Genomic DNA, 16,371 nt, shown 5'->3' on the forward strand with positions numbered 1-16,371 from the left:
ACGCACCCGCTCCCCCGAGCAGCACACCCGCCTCTACTACGCGGCTGCCCAGGCCAGCGCTCTGCTGGCCGCGATGTCCTTCGACCTGGGCGCGCTGACGCCGGCCGTCTCGTTCGCCCGGTCCTCCGCCCAGTACGGCAAGACCATCGGCAACGGAGCGATCCAGGCGTACGCCTACGGCATGTTGGCTTTCATGGCGTTCTGGGACGGACGCCCCGGTGAATCCGTACGGCTCGCCAAAACCGCCCAGACGTTCGGCGGCCTGGGAGACACCGCCCGGCGGCGCCTGTACGCCATCGAGGCCCGAGCGCACGGACACCTGCGCAACGACGGTCAGGCGCAACGGGCCATCAGGGACGCCGGGCTCATCACCCCCTCCAAGGAGATCGTGGTCGACGGCTGGGACCCCTACGAGTCGGAGCCGAAGACGGACGGCAGCGCCAACACGATCGCGCTCGACAGCACGACCATCACGGAGCTGCGCGACCACAGAGCCCGCCAGGAGAAGGAACGCGCACAGTGGGGCACCGCCTGGCAGGGCACCGGCAAGGTGTTCACCAAGGAAGACGGCTCCTGGCTCCACCCCGAGACGGTCTCGGAGACCTTCCGTCGCCTCCTCGCCACGACCGACCTGCCGCCCATCACCCTGCGGGACCTACGACACGTCGCCGCGACGCTCACGCACGGAGGCGGCGGCGACATCCACGCGGTGAAGGAAACCCTGCGGCACTCGACCATCGCGCTGACCTCGGACACGTACACGAGCCTGCTCCCTGAGCTGGACCGCGAAATCGCGGAGAAGGCAGCGAAGCTGATCCCTCGGTCGCGCCGGTCGGCTGCCGAACCGTCCACCCAAGCGGCAGCCAATCCGTAGGCCCCGGCCACATCCGCTCACGCATCGCTCACGCAATGGCTCGAAAACGAGTCAGCGCCCGAGCCGACCGAAGCCGACTCAGGCGCTGCGTAGCAGGTCAGAGGGCATATCCCCCACCTACAACCCGTAGGCCCTGTGGGACTCGAACCCACAACCAATGGATTAAAAGTCCACTGCTCTGCCAATTGAGCTAAGGGCCCACCCGGTAACACGCGATGTCGCCCCCCGAGCATAGCCGCAGCGGGCCGAGTCTCCGATCGGGTATCGCGACACGACCCACCACACCCACCCGGACCCTACGCGTCCACCACTCCCGAAGCGCCCGGCCCCTCCCCGTCCACCCCTCCCGACCCCCCACCGAACCTCACCCGCCCCCCTCCCGAAGCCCCCTCCCCTACTCCCCCGAAGCCCCCTTCACCACCCCTCCCGAAACCGCATCCACCTCATCCACCTCATCCACCCCAACCGCCCCCAAATCCCCACTCCCATCCCCCCGCAAAAACCACTTCCGAGCCGAGATCCCCCACCACCCCGCCGCAAACCCCAGCACCACCAACACAGCCACCGGCGCGTAATTGAACGTCTCCCACGTCACCGGCGACACCTGCGGCAGCATGAACAGGACCGTGATGACACCGACCCACCCCACCGCGACCACCCCGATCGCCCGGGACCACCGCCCCAGATGCCACGGCCCCCGCTCGAACTCGTCCCCCTTCCGCAGCCGCAGCAGCGTCGGGATGACGTACGCGATGTAGAGCCCGATCACCGCGATGGACGTGACCGCCGCGTACGCCGTGACATTGATCAGGTACGGCAGCCCCAGCACCAGCGCACCCCCCGCCGCCAGCCACACCGCCGCGACCGGCGTCCGGGTGCGCGGGCTCACGGTGTGCCAGACGCGCGAGAACGGCAGCGCCCCGTCCCGGGAGAAGGCGTAGATCATCCGGCTGTTCGCCGTCACCGACGCCATCCCGCAGAACAGCTGCGCCCCGATCACCACCAGCAGCAGCATCTTCCCCGCGGTCGCGCCCAGCGCGTCCAGCAGGATCTGGGCGGGCGGCGCCCCCGTCGGCGACGCGAGCGCCCCCTCGTACGACTGGATCGCGAAGGTGAAGCCGAGGAGCAGCACGAAACCGGCGATCCACGACGTCCAGATCGACTGCACGATCCCCTTCGGGCCCGCCGTCGCCGCGTCGTGCGTCTCCTCCGTCATATGGGCCGAAGCGTCATAGCCCGTGAAGGTGTACTGCGCCATCAGCAGCCCCAGCAGCACCACATACAGCGCGCTGCCCCACCCGGTGTTGTTCACGAACTCCCCGAACACGAACGACGCCGACTGATGATGGTCGGGTACGAAGGCCAGCGCCCCGACGATCACCGCGACCCCCACCACGTGCCACCACACACTGACACTGTTGAGGATGGCGACGATCCGCACACCGAAGGTGTTCAGCAGCCCGTGCAGCAGCAGAATCGCCGCGAACAGCAGGATCGTCCGCCCCGGCGTCACCTCGAACCCGAACTGGAGGTTCAGATACGCGCCCAGGAAGGACGCGGCGCCGAAGTCGATGCCCGCGGTCACCGCGACCTGCCCGAGCACGTTGAACCAGCCCGTGAACCACGCCCACGCCGCCGCCGTCCGCGGCGGAGCCAGCCGGTGCGCCCAGAAGTACAGCCCCGCCGAGGTCGGGTACGCCGAGCAGATCTCGGCCATCGCCAGCCCGACGAACAGCGTCATCAGTCCGACCCCGACCCAGCCCCAGGTGATCACGGCCGGACCGCCGGTGTTCATCCCGAACAGGTACAGCGTCAGACAGCCGGACAGCACCGAGATGATCGTGAAGGACACCGCGTAGTTCGAGAACGCGGACATCCGACGGGCCAGCACCTGTGTGTACCCGAGCTGGGCGAGCCGCTCCTCGTCGGTCGGCCCCGCCCCACCACCCCCCTTGCCCCCGACGCCCACGTCCACCCCCGCGCCCGGTCCTGCCTCAGCATCTGTCATGCCCCCAGCAATGCCCCCACCAAGGGCGTGACACACGTCACAATTTGGCTAGAACTCAGCCCCTCCGAACCTCTCCGAAACCTCTCCGAAAACGCGGAAGGCCCGCACGACCGAAGTCGTACGGGCCTCCCCGTCACACACTGCCCGGACCACCCGGACCGTTCAGACCAGACGGTCAGCCGTTGCGCTTCCAGCGCGGCTTGTCCTCACGGCGCCCGAAGGAACCGCCACCGGTCCCCCGGTGATCGTCCCGACGGCCGTACGGCCGCTCGTGGCCACCGGCACGGAACCCGGGCCGCTCGCCGCCCTGCCGGTCCCGGTTGAACGGCCGGTCGCTGCCCCGGTGCCCGCCCCGCTCGTCGCGCCGCTCGAAGGAGGAACGCCCCGGACGGTCGTCCCGCCGCTCGAAGGAACGCCCACCGCGGTCGTCGCGACGGTCGAAGGAACGACCCCCACGGTCGTCCCGCCGGTCGTCCCGACGCTCGTACGAACGACCACCACGGTCATCCCGCCGGTCATCGCGACGCTCGAAGGAACGACCCCCACGGTCATCCCGCCGGTCATCGCGACGCTCGAAGGAACGACCCCCACGGTCATCCCGCCGATCGTCCCGACGCTCATACGAACGCCCACCACGGTCATCACGCCGCTCGAACGAACGACCACCACGGTCATCCCGCCGGTCATCGCGACGCTCGAAGGAACGACCCCCACGGTCATCCCGCCGATCGTCCCGACGCTCGTACGAACGCCCACCACGGTCATCACGCCGCTCGAACGAACGACCACCACGGTCCGAACGCTCCGGCCGCTCGTAGCGCTCGGTCCGCTCGGCCCGCTCGTACGACGACCCGGCCGCCCGCGTCTCGGTCCGCGTCTCAGCCTGCTGCTCCGCAACGGCCACCGTCTCCGCGACCGGAACCGCGACCGCCTCCGGCGCCACGGCCGACGCCGACGCCTCGGCGACCACCGTCTCCGGGTCCTCACCGCGCTCCCGGGCGACCCGGGCGACCAGCCGGTCCGCCTCCTCACGCAGCTCGGTGGCCCGGCGCTGGGCCCGCTCCAGCTCCTTGGTGAGCTGGGAGACCTCACGCTCGGCCTGCTGCGCCGCGTTCCCGGCGGACTCGGCCTGCACCTCGGTCATCGACCGGGCGCCGGTGATCTCCGCGACCTCCGGGTCGAACGCGCCCGCGCCCTGGATGATGTGGCGCGAGGCGTCGACGCCCGCGTCCTCCATCAGCCGGAAGATCTGCCGCCGCTGGTGCGGCAGGGAGAGCGAGACGACCGTGCCGGTACGGCCCGCACGGGCGGTACGGCCGGCCCGGTGCAGATAGTCCTTGTGGTCACCGGCCGGGTCCACGTTCAGGACCAGGTCGATGCCGTCGACATGGATACCGCGCGCGGCGACATCCGTGGCGACCAGGACGTTGACGTACCCGTCCTTGAAGTCGGCCAGGGTGCGGGTGCGGGCGCCCTGGGTCATACCGCCGTGCAGCGCGTCGGCCTTGGCGCCCGCGTCGCGCAGCTGCTCGGCGACCCGGTCGGCGCCGAGCTGGGTGCGGACGAAGATGATGGTGCGGCCCTTGCGGGACGCGATCGCCGCGGTGACCGGCGCCTTGTCCTTGGGCTTCACGATCAGGATGTGGTGGGACATGGTCGTCACCGCGCCCTGCGCCGCGTCGACCTCGTGCGAGACGGGGGCGTCGAGGTAGCGGTCGACCAGGGTCTGGATCTCGTTCTCCATGGTCGCGGAGAACAACATGCGCTGACCGCCCGCCGGAACCTGGTCCAGCAGCTCGGTGACCTCGGGCAGGAAGCCCAGGTCGGACATCTGGTCGGCCTCGTCGAGGACGGCGATCTGGACGTCCTCCAGGGAGCAGGCGCCCCGGTTGATGATGTCCCGCAGCCGGCCCGGCGTGGCGACCAGGATGTCGACGCCCTTCTCCAGGGCGTAGATCTGGTTGCCCATCGACGTACCGCCGCAGACCACCTTCATCCGCAGGCCGACGACATCGCCGTACGGCTGGAGCGCGTCGGCGACCTGCATGGCCAGCTCACGGGTCGGGGTGAGGATGACGGCGCGGGGCTTCTTGCGCTCGGTCCGGCCGCCGGCCAGCGTGGCCAGGGTCGGCAGACCGAAGGACAGGGTCTTGCCGGAGCCGGTGCGGCCACGGCCGAGGATGTCCTTGCCCGCCAGGGCGTCCGGGATGGTCGCGGCCTGGATCGGGAACGGGACGGTCACCCCGTTCTGCGCCAGCTTGCGCACGACCCCCTCGGGAAGCCCGAGGTCGGCGAAGGTCATCTCAGGGGTGTCGGAGCCGGAGTCAGAGTCGGAGTCGACGGCCTCGACGTCGGCCTCGACCGCCTCGACGGCGTCCTCAAGGCCCCCGTCCTCGGGCATGACAACGTGATCGGCAGTGGAAATGGACATGCGAATGCGAAACCTTCCGGAGTCTCGTCGGCACGCGCCCGTCAACTCCGTGATTCGCACCACGACCGCCTCAATGCGGTCTGCCACGGCAAGGGAGAGAACGCGCCACACGGCGCGCTCTGCGATGGCGCCGGGCAAATGGGATCAAACGATCTACCACCATACGCACCCAAGCCCCCGCTAGGCAAATCGCCGGGGAAGCCCCCCGCCACGACCCCCCGCGACCCACCACCCGCCCTCACACCGGCACCCCGGCCTGCGGCGCCGGTTCCCGCTGTACGAGCTGCGGTCCCGCCTGCTCGTGCGCCGACGACGACGGCTCCGCGACCGTCGGCTCGGGCGACACCGGCGGCGGGGACGTCGGCTCCGGCGGCCCCGCCGTCTCACTGGCCCGGGGCGGCGACGGCAGCGGCTTCGGCGGCACCGGATCACCGCCCGGCGGCACGGTCCGCCCCGGCCCGACCGGTCCCGGCGCCGAGGCCCCGGGCCGGGCCGACGCGGACGCGGACGGCGCCCCGGACTCCCCCGGCCCGCCCTTGCCGTCGTCCCCGTCCTTCTCCCGGCCGTCCGCGCCCCGGCCGTCCCCGCGCTCCTTGCCGCGCCCGTCGAGGGCGCCGCCCGCCTCCCCGCCGCTGTACCCGAAGCCGCCGCCGGTCACCGCCGCGCCTCCGTCCGGCGCCGCGCCGCCCTCGGGTCCCGCGGAGTGCGACGGTTTCGCCCGGTGGCCTTCGTCGTCGCCGACGCTCATGCAGCCGGTGGCCGCGGCGACGGCCACCACCGTGGCGGCCAGGCGGACGGGTACGTACAAGGGGCGCACGGAAGCCACCTCCGAGGGGGCGAAGAAGTCAACGTGCCCAACTCCCCCCACCCGCAGGAGGACACGCGCCCGGCACACCCCGTCCCCCGCCCCGCGCCTCGCCCCTCCCCCACCCCTCCCCCACCCCTCCCCCACCCCTCCCCCACCCGCCCCGTACGCCGTAGCCGCCCCTTTCCGCCGTCGTCCCGGACAATGGAGGCGTGCTGGAGATGACACGCGAGGCGTTCGAAGAGCTGGTGAGCGAAGCCCTTGACCAGATCCCGCCGGAACTGGCGCGGGTCATGGACAACGTGGCGGTGTTCGTGGAGGACGAACCCCCCGCCGACGACCCCGAACTGCTCGGCCTGTACGAGGGCACCCCACTCACCGAGCGCGGCGAGTGGTACGCGGGCGTACTGCCGGACCGGATCAGCATCTACATGGGCCCCACCCTGCGCTACTGCGAGACCGCCGAGGACGTGGTCCACGAGGTCGCCGTGACCGTCATCCACGAGGTGGCCCACCACTTCGGCATCGAGGACGAACGCCTCCACGAACTCGGCTGGGGCTGACCCGGCCCCCCTCCCAAGCCCACCCCCATACGGCATAAGGCACCGCATATCCACCCTCCAACATGGGCATACGGGATCAATGGCCCGCGCCCCGGCCGCCACCCCGACCGCCTGGAGCCACGCCGTGTCCGCCGCACCGCCCCCGCGCCCCCGCCGCCGCCCACGTCTCCGGACCCCGGGCAGGACCTCCCCGCCGCTGCCCGCCCTCGAACTGGCCGCCCGCCCGAACCCCTGGGCGCGGGCCGCGGGCCTGACCGCGGTGGTGGTGCTGGGCGCCTGGCTGGGCCTGCTGGTCGTGGGGAACGTCCGGGTGCCGGTCGGGCCGATGGACACCACGATGACCCTGCGCCCCTCGGCGACCGGCGGCACGAAGATCAATGTGTCGCCGCTCGGCGCCCTGCACCTGGACAGCCACGCGGCCCCGTTCCGGCTGGACGTCAACGTCGACCAGCTGGACCCGGTCCGCTCCCGGGCCCTGGTGGACCACCCCGAACGACTCTCCGGGCTCCAGGACGAAGTGGCCCAGGACGTCGGCCACGGCGCGCTCGACCTCGCCGTACGCTCCAGCGCGGCCGTGGTGATCGGGGCGTCCACACTCGGCCTCGCCGTCTACCGCCGCCCGCGCCGCGCGCTCGCGGCCGGCGGACTCGCCCTCGCGCTGCTCGCCGCGTCGGGCGGCACGGCATTCGCCACCTGGAACCCCAAGTCGGTCCTGGAGCCCCGCTTCTCCGGCCTGCTCTCCTCGGCCCCGTCCCTGGTCGGCAACGCGCGCAGCATCGTCACCGAGTTCGACGTCTACCAGCGCGAGCTGGCCCGCCTGGTCACCAACGTGACCAAGCTGTACGACGCCACCTCCACGCTCCCCGCGTACGCCCCCGACCCGTCCACGATCCGGGTCCTGCACGTCTCGGACATCCATCTCAACCCGGCGAGCTGGAAGATCATCGCTTCGCTGGTGGAGCAGTACAAGGTGAATGTGATCGTGGACTCCGGGGACACCATGGACCACGGCTCGGCGGCGGAGAACGGCTTCCTGGACCCGATCGAGGACCTGGGAGCCCCGTACGTCTGGGTCCGCGGCAACCATGACTCCGACCTCACCCAGGAGTACCTGGAGGGCCTGAAGAACGTCCACGTGCTGGACGACGGGCGGGCGGTGGACGTGGCCGGGCTGCGGTTCGCGGGGATGGGCGACCCGGAGTTCTCCCCGGACCGGTCCACCGAGCAGGGCGGCAAGGCGGTCCAGATACTGTCCGGCGCCCGGCTGGCCTCGGCCCTGCGCGACCAGCGGCAGACGGGTACGCCGGTGGACATCGCGATCGCCCATGAGCCGAACGCGGCCCGGGAGACCGACGGGCTGGTCCCGCTCGTCCTGTCCGGCCACCTCCACCACCAGGAGATGGAGGTCATGCCCTACGGCACCCGGCTGCGGATCGAGGGCACCACCGGCGGCAGCGGGCTGCGGGCGCTGGAGCAGAAGAACCCGGACCCGATCGAGGCGTCCATCCTCTACCTCGACCGGGACACCCGCCGCCTCCAGGCGTGGGACGAGATCCGCCTCGGCGGTCTGGGCCTGACCACGGCCGAGGTCAGCCGCCACCTCCCGGCGGAGAACCGCCCCGGAGCGACCCCGGGAGCATCCCCGGCACCCACGCCCACCTCCTCCGCCCCACCTCCCGCCACAACCCCCGATCCCGGCCCCCGCAGCTCCCCGTAAACCGTTTTGGCGATACCTCCCGCCATCCCATATGCTTCTCACGTCCCCGACGCGCTGAGAAGCGCCCAGGCGGGCCGATAGCCCTCATCGTCTAGCGGCCTAGGACGCCGCCCTTTCAAGGCGGTAGCACGGGTTCGAATCCCGTTGGGGGCACGCAATACCGTGTGCGACACTGTCGTGCACAACGCTTGGTCCTGTGGAGCAGTTTGGAGTGCTCGCCACCCTGTCAAGGTGGAGGCCGCGGGTTCAAATCCCGTCAGGACCGCTGGTGTTTCACGTGAAACATCGCGGCTGGGTAGCTCAGTTGGTACGAGCGTCCGCCTGAAAAGCGGAAGGTCGCCGGTTCGACCCCGGCCCCAGCCACCACCGCCCCTCTCCTCCCGGAGAGGGGCTTTTTGTGTTCACCCCTGCTCTCCCCGGACAGGGATGATCGACCCGCGCTGCTTGAGACCGGCTCCGTCGTGACGCTCGTCGTCGTCCTCGGCGGTGCCGTAGCGCGGCCCTTCGGATGGCCCGAGGCCGTGTTCGCCGTACCGGCGGCCGGGATGGTCGTCGCGACGGGGGCCACCTCCGCAACTGGCATGGCGGGCGAGGTCGCCCCTGCTGGTGCTGGCCGAGCTCGGCACCGCGCTGCCCGCCACCGCCGCGGTCGCCGCGGTGCCGGCCGATCTGATCAACAACCTGCCCGCGGTGCTCGCGCTGGTGCCGCCGGCCGCGCCGTCCGGGCCCGGGGCGGTACTCGCCGTGCTCCTCGGGGTCAACATCGGACCGAATCCGACGTACGCCGGATCGCCGGCCACCCCGCTGTGGCGGTGGATCGCGCACCGGCACGTCCATGAGGTGGAGCTGCGGGAGTTCACGGTGCTCGGGCTGCCCGCCGCGACCCTCGCGCTCCGGGGCTCGCTCATCGTCGTCGGCAGCTGAATGCCCGGGACCGGCGGGACACGCGAAACGCCTGGTCAATAAGCGATAGCCAGTGTTTTCCGGGAGGTGAGATCCTGGGACGCGTATGTCTACGCACCCTGCCCCCGCCCTCGGCGCCCTCGCCCCCCGTCTGACCGCCCTGTCGCTGCGTGACGCGCACCGGCTCGGACGGCGGCTCGAAGGCGCCCGCAAGATCCGTAAACCGGAGGCGCGGGCCGCCGTGCTCGCCGAGATCGAGGCGGAGGTCGACAAGGCGGAAGTCCGGATGGCCGAGCGGCTCGCCCGTGTCCCGGCCGTCACGTACCCCGAGCAGCTTCCGGTCAGCCAGAAGAAGGACGCGATCGCCGACGCCATCCGCGACCACCAGGTGGTGATCGTGGCCGGGGAGACCGGGTCCGGGAAGACCACGCAGATCCCCAAGATCTGTATGGAGCTGGGGCGCGGGGTGCGCGGCATGATCGGGCACACCCAGCCCCGCCGGATCGCCGCCCGGACCGTCGCCGAGCGGGTCGCCGAGGAGCTGAACACACCGCTGGGGGAGGCCGTCGGCTGGAAGGTCCGGTTCACCGACCAGGTGAACCCGGACGCCACCCTCGTCAAGCTGATGACGGACGGCATCCTGCTCGCCGAGATCCAGACCGACCGCGAGCTGCGCGCCTACGACACGATCATCATCGACGAGGCCCATGAGCGGTCCCTCAACATCGACTTCCTGCTCGGCTATCTGGCCCAGCTGCTGCCCCGGCGGCCCGACCTCAAGGTCGTCATCACCTCCGCCACCATCGACCCGGAGCGGTTCTCCCGGCACTTCGGCGACGCCCCGATCATCGAGGTCAGCGGGCGTACGTACCCGGTCGAGGTGCGCTACCGGCCGCTGCTCGAAGAGGACTCCGAGGACGCCGACCGCGATCAGATCACCGCGATCATCGACGCCGTCGAGGAGCTCCAGGGCGAGGGCAAGGGCGACATCCTGGTCTTTCTCTCCGGTGAGCGCGAGATCCGGGACACCGCGGACGCGCTGACCAAGAAGCAGTACCGGTTCACCGAGATCCTCCCGCTGTACGCCCGGCTGTCGCACGCCGAGCAGCACCGCGTCTTCCAGCCGCACACCGGCCGCCGGATCGTGCTGGCCACCAATGTGGCCGAGACCTCGCTGACCGTGCCGGGCATCAAGTACGTCATCGACCCCGGCTTCGCCCGGATCTCCCGCTACAGCCACCGCACCAAGGTCCAGCGGCTGCCCATCGAGGCGATCTCGCAGGCCAGCGCCAACCAGCGCAAGGGCCGCTGCGGCCGTACGTCGGACGGCATCTGCATTCGGCTCTACGACGAGGACGACTTCACCGCCCGCCCGGAGTTCACCGACGCCGAGATCCTGCGCACCAACCTCGCCTCCGTCATCCTCCAGATGACCGCGGCCGGCCTCGGTGACATCGAGAAGTTCCCCTTCATCGACCCGCCGGACCACCGCAACATCCGCGACGGCGTGCAGCTCCTCCAGGAGCTGGGCGCGATCGACCCGGCCGAGAAGGACGTCCGCAACCGCCTCACCGACACCGGGCGCAAGCTGGCCCAGCTCCCGGTGGACCCCCGGCTGGCCCGGATGGTCCTGGAGGCCGACCGCAACGGCTGTGTCCGCGAGGTGATGGTCATAGCCGCCGCGCTGTCCATCCAGGACCCGCGCGAGCGCCCCGCCGACAAGCAGACCCAGGCCGACCAGCAGCACGCCCGGTTCCGCGACGAGACCAGCGACTTCCTCGCCCTGCTCAACCTCTGGCGGTATCTGCGCGAACAGCAGAAGGAGCGCGGCTCGTCCGCGTTCCGCCGGATGTGCAAGCAGGAGTATCTGAACTTCCTGCGGGTCCGTGAGTGGCAGGACATCTACACCCAGCTGCGGACCGTCGCCAAGCAACTGGGCATCCACCTCAACGAGGACGACGCCCCCGCCGACCGGATCCATGTCTCCCTCCTCGCCGGTCTGCTCTCCCACATCGGGATGAAGGACGTCCGCGAGTCCAAGGACGCCAAGGACTCCGGCGGGCGCAAGGACCGCGGCGGCAACGAGTACCTCGGCGCCCGCAACGCCAAGTTCGCGATCTTCCCCGGCTCGGCCCTCTTCAAGAAGCCCCCGCGGTTCGTGATGTCCGCGGAGCTGGTGGAGACCTCCCGGCTCTGGGCCCGGGTCAACGCGAAGATCGAGCCCGAGTGGGTCGAGCCGCTCGCCGAACACCTGATCAAGCGCACCTACAGCGAACCGCACTGGGAGAAGGACCAGGCCGCGGTGATGGCCTACGAGAAGGTCACGCTGTACGGCGTCCCGATCGTCGCCCAGCGCAAGGTGAACTACGGCCGGATCGACCCCGAGATCTCCCGCGAGCTGTTCATCCGCAACGCCCTGGTCGAGGGCGACTGGCGCACCCACCACAAGTTCTACGCCGACAACCGCAAGCTGCTCACCGAGGTCGAGGAGCTGGAGCACCGGGCCCGCCGCCGGGACATCCTGGTCGACGACGACACTCTGTTCGACTTCTACGACCAGCGGGTGCCCGAGCATGTGGTGTCCGGCGCCCACTTCGACTCCTGGTGGAAGCACAAACGGCACGAGGAGCCGGAGTTCCTGGACTTCGAGCGGGAGATGCTCATCCGGGAGTCGGCGGAGGCGGTCACCAAGGCCGACTATCCGGACAACTGGCGCCAGGGGCAGCTGAAGTTCCGGGTGACGTACCAGTTCGAGCCGGGCGCGGACGCCGACGGCGTCACCGTGCACCTCCCGCTCCAGGTCCTCAACCAGGTCACGGACGAGGGCTTCGACTGGCAGATCCCGGGGCTGCGCGAGGAACTGGTCACCGAGCTGATCCGCTCCCTGCCCAAGCCGATCCGCCGGCACTACGTACCGGCGCCGAACTTCGCCCAGCGCTTCCTGGCCACGGCGGTCCCCTTGCAGGAGCCGCTCACGGTCACCATGGCCCGCGCGCTGAAGCAGATGGTCGGTGTCCCGCTCACCGCCGACGACTTCGACTGGTCCCGGGTCCCGGAGCATCTGCGGATCACCTTCCGGGTGGTGGACGAGCGGCGCCGCAAGGTCGCCGAGGACAAGGACCTGACGGCGCTGGGGCTCCGGCTGAAGCCCAAGGCGCGCCAGGCGCTCTCCCAGGCCGCCGCGGCCACCGCGTCCCGCGAGGGCGGCGAGTCCCTGGAGCGCGCGGGCCTGACCGACTGGACGATCGGCACGCTCACCCGGGTCTTCGAGACCCGCCGGGCCGGGCACCCGGTGAAGGCGTACCCGGCGCTGGTGGACGACGGCGACACGGTCTCCGTACGCCTCTTCGACACCGAGGCCGAGCAGGCCGAGGCGATGTGGAAGGGCACCCGGCGGCTGATCCTGCGCACCATCCCGGTGAACCCGGCGAAGTTCGCCTCCGAGAAGCTGACCAACCCGCAGAAGCTGGCCCTGTCGGCGAACCCGCACGGCTCGATCCAGGCCCTGTTCGACGACTGCGCCATGGCCGCCGCCGACCGTCTGATCGCCGACTTCGGCGGCCCGGCATGGGACGAGGAGTCGTACCGGAAGCTGTACGAGAAGGTGCGTGCCGAGATCGTGGACACCACCGTGCGGGCGGTGGGCCAGACCCAGCAGGTGCTGGCCGCCTGGCAGGCCGCCGAGCGTCGGCTGAAGGGCACCCGCAGCCCCGCCCTGCTGGCGAACCTGGCGGACGTCCGGGCGCAGCTGGACGCGCTGGTGAAGCCGGGCTTCGTGACGGCGACGGGGCTGCGGCGGCTGCCGGATCTGGTGCGCTATCTGATCGCGGTGGACCGCCGTCTCCAGCAGATGCCGACCAGCGTCCAGCGGGACACCACCCGGATGGAGAAGGTCCAGGAGATGCGGGACGAGTACGCCTGGCTGCTGGAGCAACTCCCCCAGGGGCGGCCCGTCCCGGCCGCCGTCCGGGACATCCGCTGGATGATCGAGGAGCTGCGGGTCAGCTATTTCGCGCACGCGCTGGGCACGGCGTACCCGGTCTCGGACAAGCGGATCGTGAAGGCGATCGACGCGGCCGTTCCGTGACCAGGGCGGTACACAGGGTGAGTTCGACCAGCGGGCGCACCCTCCTGTACAGTCCTTCTCGCAGCGCAACGCACGCATCGCACTGCGAAACCAGGTCCTGTGGAGCAGCTTGGAGTGCTCGCCACCCTGTCAAGGTGGAGGCCGCGGGTTCAAATCCCGTCAGGACCGCAGTGAAGTGGCAGTGATGTCACAAGGCCCGCACCCGCGCAGGGTGGCGGGCCTTCTTCATGCCCGCGTTCCTGTCCGTCCGGGCACCCGCGTGCGCGCGAACTCCCGGGCACCTACCGGCGATCCGGCCTACCGCCCTTCTTGACGCCCGGAGCGTCCCTGGGTACCCAGGGAACCAGGGCCGTTCCACCGGGCCCCTCACCGAGCGTGGAGGTGGCGTATGGCGGCGTCGGTCAGGCACGAGACGCGGGCGCTGCTCCGCGCGCATCTGTCGGCCGCCTCGTCGTACCGCCATCGCACCCGGCACTGCCCGATCTGCCACCGGCTGCTGCGGCTGGCGATGGACACGCCCCCGCCCGACGAGAAGGGCGACGAAGCGTCCGACGAGGAGCGCTACGAGGAGCCCGAGGGCGCGGCGCCCGAGGACCAAAGTCCCTCAACACCATGACCTACGACATGCCCGCCGGCCGCCACCGCGTGCAAGGCTGGAACACACGGCTCCATTAGCGCAGGCGGGACAGCGGCAACAAGTAGCCTGGCGTGTGACGGTAGTCACCGCCGGAGTTTCAGAAACGGCGGGGCTTACCATGCCCCTACAACTGGTCAATTTAATATGTGCAATTGCACCCCCCTGTGAGGGGTTGCGAAGCCCCTTCCAGGGCGCTCACCGGGCCGTTCCGACAGCCCTCCCCAGACTCCGACAAGGCCGCTCACAGGTCCGCCGCCCCTCGATCACGAGGGCATCACCGGGGCATCACAGGGCGTCGCAGGGCATCGCCGGGCACAAAAAAATCGCGCTGGACCCGGCGGAGTCCAGCGCGATCTACGACGCACCCTGTTCAGTCGCTGTGCGGTGCTGGGGCGTGGGTTCTGTTGGGGCAGTTCCCGCGTCGCTTGGAGCTGTGGTTTCGGGCGTTCCGGCGGGTTGGGGGACCTACCGATCTGCCCTTATTGAGTTGTTCAGGCTTCGCTGCGCTGCTGGGGGATGCCCGCGAGCAGGGCACGGACCTCCGCCTCGCGGTAGCGGCGGTGCCCGCCGAGCGTACGGATGGACGTGAGCTTTCCGGCCTTCGCCCACCGCGTGACCGTCTTCGGGTCTACGCGGAACATCGTGGCGACCTCAGCCGGGGTCAGCAGCGGCTCGGCATCAGGGGTGCGAGCGGTCATGAGCGGCCTCCTCGGAGAACCGGTTCTCGGTTCTTTCCTCTAAATTCTGCACCTTGACCCGCGTTGCCCGAAATGGCAGACGCGAGTCGAGTCGGTTATAGGACGAACGGCTTGTCCTCGGCACTACAACTACACCATCTGTCCAGCCGCGTCGGCCAAACCGATGGAATTGCCCTCCCAGGTGTTCATCAGCGACGGAAGCCGATGGACCATGCCATAGCGGACAGTCACGCCTCTGTGACGATCAGTCACAAGGCGATCAGGAGTCACGAGACAGCACGAGACCCCCCAAAGCATGGAATGCTAAGACAGAGTCCTCCCCGGGCTCCTTGTCCTATTTTGGCATGAGGAGGGGCACCGGAGGCAAGAGCCAGGTACGTGCGGTCTGTCACGCTTGACACAAAAGCCCGGATCGGGACCTACGTCCTGTCAACTCCCGGATGTGCGGTCGACCGTACGCGGTATCCCACCCCCGCAGGGTGTGAGGTGTGTCACGGCCACGGAGGGGTCACCGCCAGCGAGGGTCACGGCCACTTAGGTGTCACGGCCACCGAGACGTGACAGCCACCGACGCGTCACAGCCGCCAAGCTGTCGGCCCGCCCGGCCCGCCCCGGCCCGGGTCAGTTCGCCGAGCGCAGATCACGCACCGAGCGCCAGCGCTCCACCAGCCGCGCGTACGCCCGCGCCGCCCCCTCGCCGTCGCCCTGACGCAGCGCCTCGATGCCCTCGGCCACATCCGCCGCCGAGTGGTCGCCCTCCAGCTCCCCCGCCGGAAGGGCGTGCACCAGCCCGCCGTAGTCCAGCTCCACCAGGGAGCGCGGATGGAACTCCTCCAGCCAGCGCCCGACCTCCAGCAGACCGTCGACCAGCGGCCCCTCGTCCACCGTCGCCCGCAGGGTGCGCAGCGCGCGGGCCACCCTGCGGCGGGCCTGCACCATCGGGGTGCGGTAGCGCAGCACCGGCGCCCGGCCGCCGCTCTCCCCGGCCGCCCCGGCGTACTCCCGCTCCTCGTCGGAGACCAGGACGAACCAGTTCAGCGGCACCTGCCAGGTCGCCGTGCGAATCCACGGCCGGGCGTCCGGATGGCCGGCCAGCCAGCGCTCGTAGTCCTGGACCGCCTGATCGCGCACCAGCGGCGGCAGCAGCGCGTCCAGCACCGGCGCCGGGAACTCGGCCGCCAGCTCCGTCAGCGCCTGCCAGCCGCGCAGCCGGGTGCGCCATGGACAGACATGGATCACCCCGTCGCTCTCCAGCACGAACGCGTCCCGGCTCTCGTGCACCGGCACCGGGACCGGCGGGACGGGCAGCAAGTCGGCCAGCGACCGGCGCAGTTCGTCCTGGTAGGAGGGGCGGTCAGGGCGGCGGGCGTACCGCGCCCAGTGACCGCGCTCCGACTCCGGGAAGGCGGCCAGCGGCTCGTACACCCGCAGGTACGCCGCATACGGGACGATCACCGAGGACACCTTGGGCACGCCTGCTCCCTCCCCCGCCCTCTGTCGGGGAAACCTGCGGGACCCGCACACAAACGGCGCGGGAAAACTATCCGAATCGTCGCACGGACCCACCCGCGCGGTAGGTGATCCTGAGCACTGCGCGGTCATCCGGCCACCGGGGTTCTAGTCTCGTCCCGTACGGCCCACCCGGCCG

At 70.5% G+C, this 16,371-nt stretch carries 9 protein-coding genes, 5 tRNA genes and 2 pseudogenes; 10 read left to right on the top strand and 6 right to left on the bottom strand.

Annotated elements, in window-relative coordinates:
• Positions 1-355: 355 nt before the first annotated feature.
• Positions 356-874: pseudogene (locus AB0D49_RS33775) on the top strand (tyrosine-type recombinase/integrase); the annotation flags it as partial.
• A 127-nt stretch (positions 875-1,001) separates the two neighbouring features.
• Here the strand turns inward: AB0D49_RS33775 and AB0D49_RS33780 are convergent.
• From AB0D49_RS33780 to AB0D49_RS33795, 4 genes are all read right to left on the bottom strand, one after another.
• Positions 1,002-1,074, bottom strand: a tRNA-Lys gene (locus AB0D49_RS33780).
• Between the two features lie 194 nt (positions 1,075-1,268).
• Positions 1,269-2,882: an amino acid permease gene (locus AB0D49_RS33785; RefSeq protein WP_362765202.1), complete on the bottom strand. Its 1,614-nt coding sequence runs from the start codon at positions 2,880-2,882 to the stop codon at positions 1,269-1,271.
• A gap of 175 nt (positions 2,883-3,057) precedes the next feature.
• Positions 3,058-5,313 (bottom strand): DEAD/DEAH box helicase, encoded by a 2,256-nt coding sequence (locus tag AB0D49_RS33790; protein WP_362765205.1) that lies wholly within the window; start codon positions 5,311-5,313, stop codon positions 3,058-3,060.
• A gap of 238 nt (positions 5,314-5,551) precedes the next feature.
• Positions 5,552-6,130, bottom strand: a complete 579-nt coding sequence (locus tag AB0D49_RS33795; protein ID WP_362765208.1) for a hypothetical protein — start codon at positions 6,128-6,130, stop codon at positions 5,552-5,554.
• Between the two features lie 200 nt (positions 6,131-6,330).
• Here AB0D49_RS33795 and AB0D49_RS33800 point away from each other — a divergent pair, with 200 nt between their 5' ends.
• The 9 genes and pseudogenes from AB0D49_RS33800 (at position 6,331) to AB0D49_RS33840 (ending at position 14,004) form a co-directional block, all read left to right on the top strand.
• Positions 6,331-6,681 carry a metallopeptidase family protein gene (locus AB0D49_RS33800; protein WP_362765211.1) on the top strand — a complete coding sequence of 117 codons (351 nt, stop codon included), beginning with the start codon at positions 6,331-6,333 and terminating at the stop codon, positions 6,679-6,681.
• A 79-nt stretch (positions 6,682-6,760) separates the two neighbouring features.
• Positions 6,761-8,398 carry a metallophosphoesterase gene (locus tag AB0D49_RS33805; RefSeq protein ID WP_362765214.1) on the top strand — a complete coding sequence of 546 codons (1,638 nt, stop codon included), beginning with the start codon at positions 6,761-6,763 and terminating at the stop codon, positions 8,396-8,398.
• A gap of 80 nt (positions 8,399-8,478) precedes the next feature.
• A tRNA-Glu gene (locus AB0D49_RS33810) sits at positions 8,479-8,551 on the top strand.
• Positions 8,552-8,588: 37 nt separating this feature from the next.
• A tRNA-Asp gene (locus AB0D49_RS33815) sits at positions 8,589-8,663 on the top strand.
• Positions 8,664-8,687: 24 nt separating this feature from the next.
• Positions 8,688-8,764, top strand: a tRNA-Phe gene (locus tag AB0D49_RS33820).
• A 273-nt stretch (positions 8,765-9,037) separates the two neighbouring features.
• Positions 9,038-9,322, top strand: a pseudogene (locus AB0D49_RS33825) (arsenic transporter); the annotation flags it as partial.
• An 85-nt stretch (positions 9,323-9,407) separates the two neighbouring features.
• Positions 9,408-13,388 carry an ATP-dependent RNA helicase HrpA gene (hrpA, locus tag AB0D49_RS33830; protein ID WP_362765217.1) on the top strand — a complete coding sequence of 1,327 codons (3,981 nt, stop codon included), beginning with the start codon at positions 9,408-9,410 and terminating at the stop codon, positions 13,386-13,388.
• A 93-nt stretch (positions 13,389-13,481) separates the two neighbouring features.
• Positions 13,482-13,556 (top strand) — tRNA-Asp (locus tag AB0D49_RS33835).
• 220 nt (positions 13,557-13,776) lie between these two features.
• Complete coding sequence (locus AB0D49_RS33840) at positions 13,777-14,004, top strand: DUF6274 family protein (protein ID WP_362765220.1); 228 nt, start codon at positions 13,777-13,779, stop codon at positions 14,002-14,004.
• A 512-nt stretch (positions 14,005-14,516) separates the two neighbouring features.
• On the opposite strand, the gene bldC is transcribed toward AB0D49_RS33840, so the two are convergent.
• Both bldC and AB0D49_RS33850 read right to left on the bottom strand, forming a co-directional pair.
• Positions 14,517-14,723 carry a developmental transcriptional regulator BldC gene (gene bldC / locus AB0D49_RS33845; RefSeq protein ID WP_003949541.1) on the bottom strand — a complete coding sequence of 69 codons (207 nt, stop codon included), beginning with the start codon at positions 14,721-14,723 and terminating at the stop codon, positions 14,517-14,519.
• Between the two features lie 621 nt (positions 14,724-15,344).
• Entirely contained in the window at positions 15,345-16,196 is an 852-nt protein-coding gene (locus tag AB0D49_RS33850; RefSeq protein ID WP_362765223.1) for a hypothetical protein, read from the bottom strand.
• Positions 16,197-16,371 lie beyond the last annotated feature (175 nt).

Source organism: Streptomyces sp. NPDC048290, assembly GCF_040652095.1.
GTDB lineage: Bacteria > Actinomycetota > Actinomycetes > Streptomycetales > Streptomycetaceae > Streptomyces.

What these genes read in the sequence shown, in the direction of transcription:
- AB0D49_RS33790 (WP_362765205.1), bottom strand. Translation starts at nt 5,313, where the DNA reads ATGTCCATTTCCACTGCCGATCACGTTGTCATGCCCGAGGACGGGGGC.
- bldC (WP_003949541.1), bottom strand. Translation starts at nt 14,723, where the DNA reads ATGACCGCTCGCACCCCTGATGCCGAGCCGCTGCTGACCCCGGCTGAG.
- AB0D49_RS33785 (WP_362765202.1), bottom strand. Translation starts at nt 2,882, where the DNA reads ATGACAGATGCTGAGGCAGGACCGGGCGCGGGGGTGGACGTGGGCGTC.
- AB0D49_RS33840 (WP_362765220.1), top strand. Translation starts at nt 13,777, where the DNA reads ATGGCGGCGTCGGTCAGGCACGAGACGCGGGCGCTGCTCCGCGCGCAT.
- hrpA (WP_362765217.1), top strand. Translation starts at nt 9,408, where the DNA reads ATGTCTACGCACCCTGCCCCCGCCCTCGGCGCCCTCGCCCCCCGTCTG.
- AB0D49_RS33805 (WP_362765214.1), top strand. Translation starts at nt 6,761, where the DNA reads ATGGCCCGCGCCCCGGCCGCCACCCCGACCGCCTGGAGCCACGCCGTG.